Origin of the sequence: Rhodococcus sp. Eu-32, assembly GCF_003336925.1 — a bacterium.
Taxonomy (GTDB): Bacteria; Actinomycetota; Actinomycetes; order Mycobacteriales; family Mycobacteriaceae; genus Rhodococcoides; species Rhodococcoides kyotonensis_B.
In genome coordinates, this window is the sequence record NZ_QGNK01000041.1 from 1 (window position 1) to 7,089 (window position 7,089).

General features: G+C 61.1%; 7 protein-coding genes. 4 read left to right on the forward strand and 3 right to left on the reverse strand.

Annotated features, from left to right (window positions below; translation table 11 throughout):
* Positions 1 to 459 precede the first annotated feature (459 nt).
* From DK926_RS26110 to DK926_RS26130, 4 genes are all read left to right on the forward strand, one after another.
* Positions 460 to 1,644, forward strand: a complete 1,185-nt coding sequence (locus DK926_RS26110; RefSeq protein WP_114332812.1) for an LLM class flavin-dependent oxidoreductase — start codon at positions 460 to 462, stop codon at positions 1,642 to 1,644.
* Between the two features lie 12 nt (positions 1,645 to 1,656).
* Positions 1,657 to 2,499, forward strand: a complete 843-nt coding sequence (locus DK926_RS26115; protein WP_114332813.1) for a patatin-like phospholipase family protein — start codon at positions 1,657 to 1,659, stop codon at positions 2,497 to 2,499.
* 474 nt (positions 2,500 to 2,973) lie between these two features.
* Positions 2,974 to 3,963, forward strand: coding sequence for a nitronate monooxygenase family protein (locus DK926_RS26125; RefSeq protein ID WP_114332815.1), 990 nt, complete (start codon positions 2,974 to 2,976; stop codon positions 3,961 to 3,963).
* A 37-nt stretch (positions 3,964 to 4,000) separates the two neighbouring features.
* Positions 4,001 to 4,612, forward strand: coding sequence for an enoyl-CoA hydratase-related protein (locus DK926_RS26130; RefSeq protein ID WP_114332816.1), 612 nt, complete (start codon positions 4,001 to 4,003; stop codon positions 4,610 to 4,612).
* Here the strand turns inward: DK926_RS26130 and istB are convergent.
* From istB to DK926_RS26145, 3 genes are all read right to left on the reverse strand, one after another.
* Positions 4,584 to 5,357 (reverse strand): IS21-like element helper ATPase IstB, encoded by a 774-nt coding sequence (gene istB / locus DK926_RS26135; protein WP_114332817.1) that lies wholly within the window; start codon positions 5,355 to 5,357, stop codon positions 4,584 to 4,586. The two genes, DK926_RS26130 and istB, sit on opposite strands and share 29 nt — an antisense overlap.
* 45 nt (positions 5,358 to 5,402) lie before the next feature.
* Positions 5,403 to 6,737: an IS21 family transposase gene (gene istA / locus DK926_RS26140; protein ID WP_114332818.1), complete on the reverse strand. Its 1,335-nt coding sequence runs from the start codon at positions 6,735 to 6,737 to the stop codon at positions 5,403 to 5,405.
* Between the two features lie 144 nt (positions 6,738 to 6,881).
* The coding region (locus DK926_RS26145; protein WP_243637035.1) for an IS3 family transposase at positions 6,882 to 7,089 on the reverse strand (208 nt) is incomplete at its 5' end.

The following is a 7,089-nucleotide window of genomic DNA, read 5'->3' on the forward strand; positions in this document are numbered from 1 at the left end:
CGCACCCTGGACCGACCTCACCGTCACTGCTCTGACCCGACTCGCCGCGTTGCCGGCACCGACCTGACCGACCGAACCCCGCCCCGACAACTCCGAAAGACCAACCGGACCTGTGGAACCGGCCCCCACCGAGCGACATCGGTCAAACCACCATGCTCGGCCACCGAGACCAGGCCTGCAAACATCAGTTCGAGAGTGCTCAGGCCGACACATCACCCGGGCGAAAGATCGAGGCTAATGGCTGTTAGTAAGTCTCATTGTGAGGGCTGTCAGGGTATCTAAGTAAGAAATCGACCATATGGCGATATGAACTACCGGTCTCTTGGTCACTTGGCGGAATTCTCGAGGCGGTGGCGGTTTTCGCGTCGAATCGCTTGCGGGCCGCGATGAAGCTGCGGTTTCCTAACACTCATTAGTTACGCACGAAGCAACGACTGTCGTCGCAACGAAGGAGAACTCATGAAGGTAGGCGTCATGGTGACGAGCTACAACCAGCGCGATTGGGATCGGATGCTGGCCGGCGACAACAACAGGCCACCGGTCAAGCCCGACGTACCGATCGTCGAGAACAGTCTCGCCTTGGGCGAGATGGTCGAGCCCCTCGGCTACGACTCACTCTGGTGCGCAGAGCATTACGGGTCTGCTTACTCCATGCAGTCGAACCCATTGCAGTGGCTCACGTATTGGGCCGGTCGCACCGAACGCGTCGATCTCGGCACCGCCGTGATCGTCGCGCCGTGGTGGCAGCCGGTCAAGTTGGCGCACGAGATCGCCATGCTCGATATTCTGCTGAACGGGCGTCGCCTACACCTCGGAATCGGCCGTGGCGTGGCAGCGCACGAATATGCTGGATTCGGTATCCCGCGTGAAGAGTCACGTGAGCGGTTCCGAGAGCTGATCGAAATTCTCCGTCTTGCCGATGCACAGGAGTCGTTCTCGTACGACGGGGACATCTACAAGATCCCTGAGACCCAGATTCGACCCCAGGCTCGCAATCGAGGTCGGCTGATGGAAACCGCCAAGGCGGCATTCATTACGCCCGCTTCGATGGACATGGCCGCCGATCTCGGACTCGGTCAGCCTTTAGTCGCAGCTGAGGCCGAAGAGCAGATGATCTCGCAGGTCGCCAAATTCAATGCCATTCGCGCTGCGAAGGGGTTGGAACCGAACCAGCCGACGACAATGCTCTACCTTCATTGTTCGACCGACAAGGCCGAACTGGAGCAGGGCTGGCGCTACGTCGCTCAGCAGACCTGGGCTGCTCGAAATCACTACGCCATGTGGAAATCAGAATCGTTCGCCAACGCAAAGGGATACGAGGAGTACGCCGCTCGTTTCGAACAGGGATCGGACGTCGACGAGAACAAGGGCACGCATCGGGTGAAGGCCACCGGACTCGTCGGAACTCCGGAACAGCTCTACGACCAGATCGAACGGCTGCAGAAGAACATCAGTCTGGAGTATCTCATCGTCCATCCTGCGCACGGAGCTAAGCCTGCGCCCGAAGCGCAGGCCAGCTTGAAACTCTTTGCGCAAGAAGTCCTTCCAGCGGTACACGCATTGCCCACTCCGCTGCACGACCACAACCTGGGTCGACCCGAGGATCTCGACGTCGTGACAAGCATGGGCGGGGCGATCGGTTAGCGGGACACGTCGATGGGTACGACGAAGACGACGGGTTCCCGAGCGTTGGCGCTCGGAGGCGGCGGCGTCAGCGGAATCGCCTGGGAAACAGGTGTTCTCGTCGGTCTTGCCGAAACCGGCGTGCTCGACTTGACGACGGTCGATCTGTTCGTCGGAACGTCCGCGGGCGCGACGGTGGCAGCGCAGATCACCTCCGGGGCGGACATGACCACGTTGCTGGCCGTTCAATTGGACAGCGAATCGGTCATCGAACCGAAACCGCACGTCGAGATCAAGACAGTCCTCGGTGAAATAGACCGACTTCTGAATTCCACCCCGGATCCCGCAGAGGGACGTCGGCTCGTCGGAGCATTCGCATTAAACTCGGATGTTCCATCCACCGAGCAGCGACTGGCGGTGATCTGGAACCGATTACCGGTGCACAGCTGGCCTGAGGCGAACCTCGTTATCACTGCTGTGGACGCGGAGTCCGGTGCCCTCGTCGAGCTGACCGAGGACAGCGGCCTGTCTCTGGTCGAGGCGGTCGCGGCCAGTTGCGCAATACCTGGGGTGTGGCCGCCGGTCAACTGGGAGGGGCGCTATCTCGTCGACGGCGGTATGCGGACGGTTGCGAACGAGGACTTGGCGGCGGGGTACGCCCGAGTGATCGTTCTGCAACCGTTCGACCAGGGGCCGCGCCCGTCGGATTCCGCGTCGGCCGATCCGTCGTCGATGTTCGTGATTCGACCGGACGCGGCGTACCGCGAGGCGGCCCCGAATGCGCTGGATCCGGCAGCCCGGCCTGTCTGCGCGATGCTCGGACGCGAGCATGCTCATCGGTTGGCCGGCGATATCAAACGGTTCTGGTCTCCGTAGCTGTGCGCGTTCACGAAATCCATGCTGTCTCCGTCACAAGAAAGGTGGTGCGATGCACTTCGTTCTGATCGCCGAACATCCCGGCCGGACACGTCCGATCACATTTTCGAAAGCTCATGGTGCATCGGTCTGCTATGTGCCATTGGCTGCCGGCACTTTATCCGATGCTGCGGGAATGTCGGCGGACATCGACGGTAAGGCGCCACTGCTCAGAATTCGACTCACGGACGCGCGGCCCATTCCGAATGCGTCGGAGATGGTTCTACCACCGAGGGCGTCCTCGATCGTCAGTCTCATCCATGATGCGAGCTTGCTCGAGATCGCGGATGGCGCCGTCATCACGACGGAGGACGATGACTGCCATCGAACGCTCATCGATTCCGCAGCAACGATGTTGGCGGATTTGGGCTATTCAATCTCGCGCGACTGGCACCCGCACTTCGATCAGGACGCTTCGCAGAAGGGCGAAAGTGCATAATGTTCTCGACTCGATTCACCGAAACGTTCGGCATCACACACCCAATCGTGCAAGGCGGGATGCAGTGGGTCGGTAGAGCGGAGTTGGCGGCAGCAGTGGCCAATGGTGGGGGGCTCGGTTTGATCACTGCACTGACACAGCCAACCCCGGAAGGCCTTGCGGCCGAGATTGCACGCTGTCGTGAGCTGACCGATCGCCCGTTCGGAGTCAATTTGACGATTCTGCCGACGATCGACCCGGTCCCCTACGACGAGTACCGCGACGCCATCGTTGCGTCCGGGGTGACCGTCGTCGAGACGGCAGGATCGAATCCAGCTCCTCACATGCCGTTCTTCAAGGAGCATGGAGTGAAAGTCATCCACAAGTGCACCAGCGTTCGACATGCGGTGAAAGCGGAGAACGTGGGAGTCGATGCGATCAGTATCGATGGATTCGAATGTGCGGGCCATCCAGGTGAGGATGATATTCCGGGACTGGTACTCATTCCCGCAGCCGCGGCGAAGATCAGCATTCCCCTCATAGCGTCGGGAGGTTTCGCAGATGGGCGAGGACTCGCTGCGGCGCTTGCCCTCGGTGCCGACGGCGTCAACATGGGCACGAGGTTCCTGTGCACGCGCGAATCACCGGTCCATCAGCGGGTGAAGGAGCGCGTAGTGGAGGCAACCGAACTCGACACTGAACTGATCTTCCGGACGTTGCGAAACACCTCGCGTGTTGCGAGCAACGCCGTCAGCCGCGAGACAGTCGAAACACTGTCTGCGAAAGGGATATTCGAGGACGTTCGCCATCTCGTGAACGGGAAGCGTGGGCGAGGTGTCTACGAGCTCGGCGATATCGACGCCGGAGTCTGGTCGGTAGGTTTGTCGCAGGGATTGATACACGAAATCCCCTCCGCTACCGAGCTTGTCGGCCGAATCGTCGACGAGGCCGAGGAAGTCATTCGTGCTCAGTTCGAGCGCATCTTTGCACGAGCGGAGTTGCGATGAACTGTCGGTGTAGTTGCTCAGTGCCGAGAACGCTCGGATGAAAGACATCAGCACTGCATCGGTGACAGTCGTCCGACGCGAATCGATCCTGACGATTCGGCTGAACGCTCCTGAGCGTTTGAACGCGGTGACCACCGAGATGCTGCATACATGCGCTGATGCAGTGGAATCGGCGGTTCACGATTCGTCGATACGGGTCGTCGTGCTCACGGGAGCAGGTCGTGCTTTCTGTTCGGGCGCCTATCTCACGAACCCGAGCGATGGGGCACCGAAATGTCCCGACATGTCACTGGTCGATGCCGCGAACAGGTTGACGGCGGCAGTGGTCGGTCTGTCCAAACCTGTCGTCTGTGCGCTCAACGGAGTTGCGGCGGGCCTCGGGGTCTCGATCGCGCTTGCATGTGACATCGTCGTCGCGTGTGAAGACGCGTACTTCTTGATGGCGTTCACCAAGGTCGGCTTGATGCCCGACGGGGGAGCGACCTTGTTGGTCGCTGCATCTCTGGGGCGCGCTCGCGCCCTGCAGTTAGCATTGTTGGCGGAACGGCTGTCGGTCGTTATCGGTGGACGACCTCATGTGACGGTCGGTGTACGACCTGATGTGTCGGTGTCCGGCAGGTTCATGATGCCGGTGGTTCGGTGGGTGTGACAAGTGCTTGTCGGTCTTTGAGTCGGTAGCTGGGTCCGTTGATGGTCAGGACGTCGCAGTGATGCAGGAGGCGGTCGAGGATGGCGGTGGCGAGGACGTCGTCACCGAGGACGGTTCCCCACTCGGTGAAATGCTTGTTGCTTGTGATGATCGTGGAGCCTTTTTCGTATCTGCGGCTGATCAGCTGGAAGAACATGTTGGCTTCGTCGCGATCGAGGGCGAGGTATCCGACTTCGTCGATGACGAGCAGTGACGGTCGCATGAGGTTGGCGAGTTGGCGCGGTAGCCGGTTGGCGGCGTCAGCGGCTTTGAGTTTGCGAACGAGGTCGTCGAGGGTGGTGAAGTAGATCGACTTCCCGGCTTGGCAGGCAGCAACAGCAAGGCCGATCGCGATGTGCGTCTTGCCTACTCCGGGTGGTCCAAGTATCGCGATATTGCCTGCGCCGCTGAGGAATTCGAGCGTTGCCAGGTCTCGGATTCGGCGTGGTTCCAGTCCAGGTTGGAAGGTGTAGTCGAAGTCGTCGAGGGTTTTGTGATGCGGTAGCCCGGAGAGTTTGAGGGCGTTTCGGAATCGTTTGGATTCGCGAACGGCGACTTCTTCGGCGAGGAGGTGGTCGACGAAGTCGAGATAGCCCATGTGTGCGGAGTCGGCGCGGGCTGCGGATTCGGTGACCGATTCGGCTGTGTGACCGAGCCCGAGTCGGAGGGCGTTGTCGATGATGCGTTGGGTCGTCAGAGAACTCATCGTTGGTGTCCGTTCATGAAAGCAATTGAAGAATAATGGTTGTGGTTATACGGCGTAGGCGGACAGTGGCCGGTGTTCGACGTGGATGTGCCCGACGAGGGAGATGACTTTCGCTGTCAACGGATCGGAGTCGTCGATGTCGGCAGTTGGGCCTGCCGGGTCAGTGTGGTGGTCATGTCGTCCGTCGGTGGTGGCTCGGGTGTGCCCGTCGGGCAACGATGCCCAGTGGGCTTGATCGACGACCCAGGCGCCGCGTACCTGCGAGCGTGGATGCACGGCCAGGACGGTGCCGCCGTCGCGGTCGAGGGTGGCGATCGCGATGTTGTCGGCACCTGCGCGTACCTGTACTCGTTGACCTGCTCGAACACGGTCCGCGGGGACCGAGTAGAGCGACGCTTCGAACGAGACCAGTGAGTCGTTGCCGTCACGCCGGAGATGGGCTTCGGCGACCAGGTACGGCGCAGCCGGAACCGGACGCAACGCGGCGTGGTCGACATCGGCTCGGACGCCGATGACCTCGCGGTGGGTGCGGTGGACCTGTGCTCGGCGGACAGGAACCCAGTCCATGAAGGTGCGATCGGTGTCGGTGAGGTCGGTGAACGTGCGGCCGGCGAGGACGTGATCGCGGACGATTTTCACTTGCCGTTCCACGCGGCCTTTGCCGGTGGGGCGGTAGGCGGCGAGGACGTCGATGTCGAAGCCGTAGTGCCCGGAGAATGCTACTGCTGCCGGGTGCAGCGGTACGGCATGTCCGGGCCGGACATGTTTGCGGACAATGGTTTTGGTGCGATCGTAGACGATGGATCCGGGGACGCCGCCGAAGTGTGCGAAGGCTCGGATGTGGCTGCCCCAGAACGCGGCTGCGTCCATCGAGTGGGTGTAGCAGCAGAAGGGGTCACGTGAGTAGGACAGGACCATGTGGAAGGAGTAGACCTTGCGGCCTGTGCCGAAGAGGTCACCTTCGTCTCCCCAGTCCACTTGCGCTTGGGCGCCGGGGATCGTTTCGAAGCGGCGGTGGAGGTTTCCGAGGCCGGAGTCTTCGGCACCGAGTTCGTCTCGGATGATCGGTCTTGCCGTGCTGCAATAGATTTTGACTCGTTGATAGTTGACGGTGACGGATCTTTCGGTGGCGAGGCGTTCGTGGATGACCGAGGCTGCGATGGTGATGTCGGCGCGGAGCATTTCTTCGATCATGGCGGCGATGTCGTCGGTGATGGCACGTTGCTGAGTTCCTGCTCTCGAGGTGCCTCGTGGTGGATGCGTGGGCGCATCGTCGGCGAGGTATCGGCGGACGGTGCGCCAGTCGCAGCCGCATTCACGGGCGATGTCGGCGTAGGTCGCACCGGCCTCGTGCAAGGTTTTGAAACGGCGGATGTTCATCCAAGACTCTCCATCTAGGATCATGGCAAGGGCCACCCTTCGGGTTCGTCAACTGTGGAGGTAGACGATTCGAAGGGTGGCCCTTGTCGTGGGCGAGTTACAGCAGGACTCGCCGAACACCTTGAAGTACCCCAGGTTTTGTTCCTATGCGGTTACGAGGGCCGGGGTGGCTGACTCGCTGGCGTGTGAGATGTCGATCAGGGTGGTCTCGTATTCAGCCGGGGGCATGTAACCGAGCGCTTCGTGCAGACGCTGATGGTTGTACCACCACACGTATTCGAGCGTCGCGAACTCGACGTCGTCGACCGTTCGCCACGGTCCACGCCGGCGGATCAGCTCGGTCTTGTAGCTC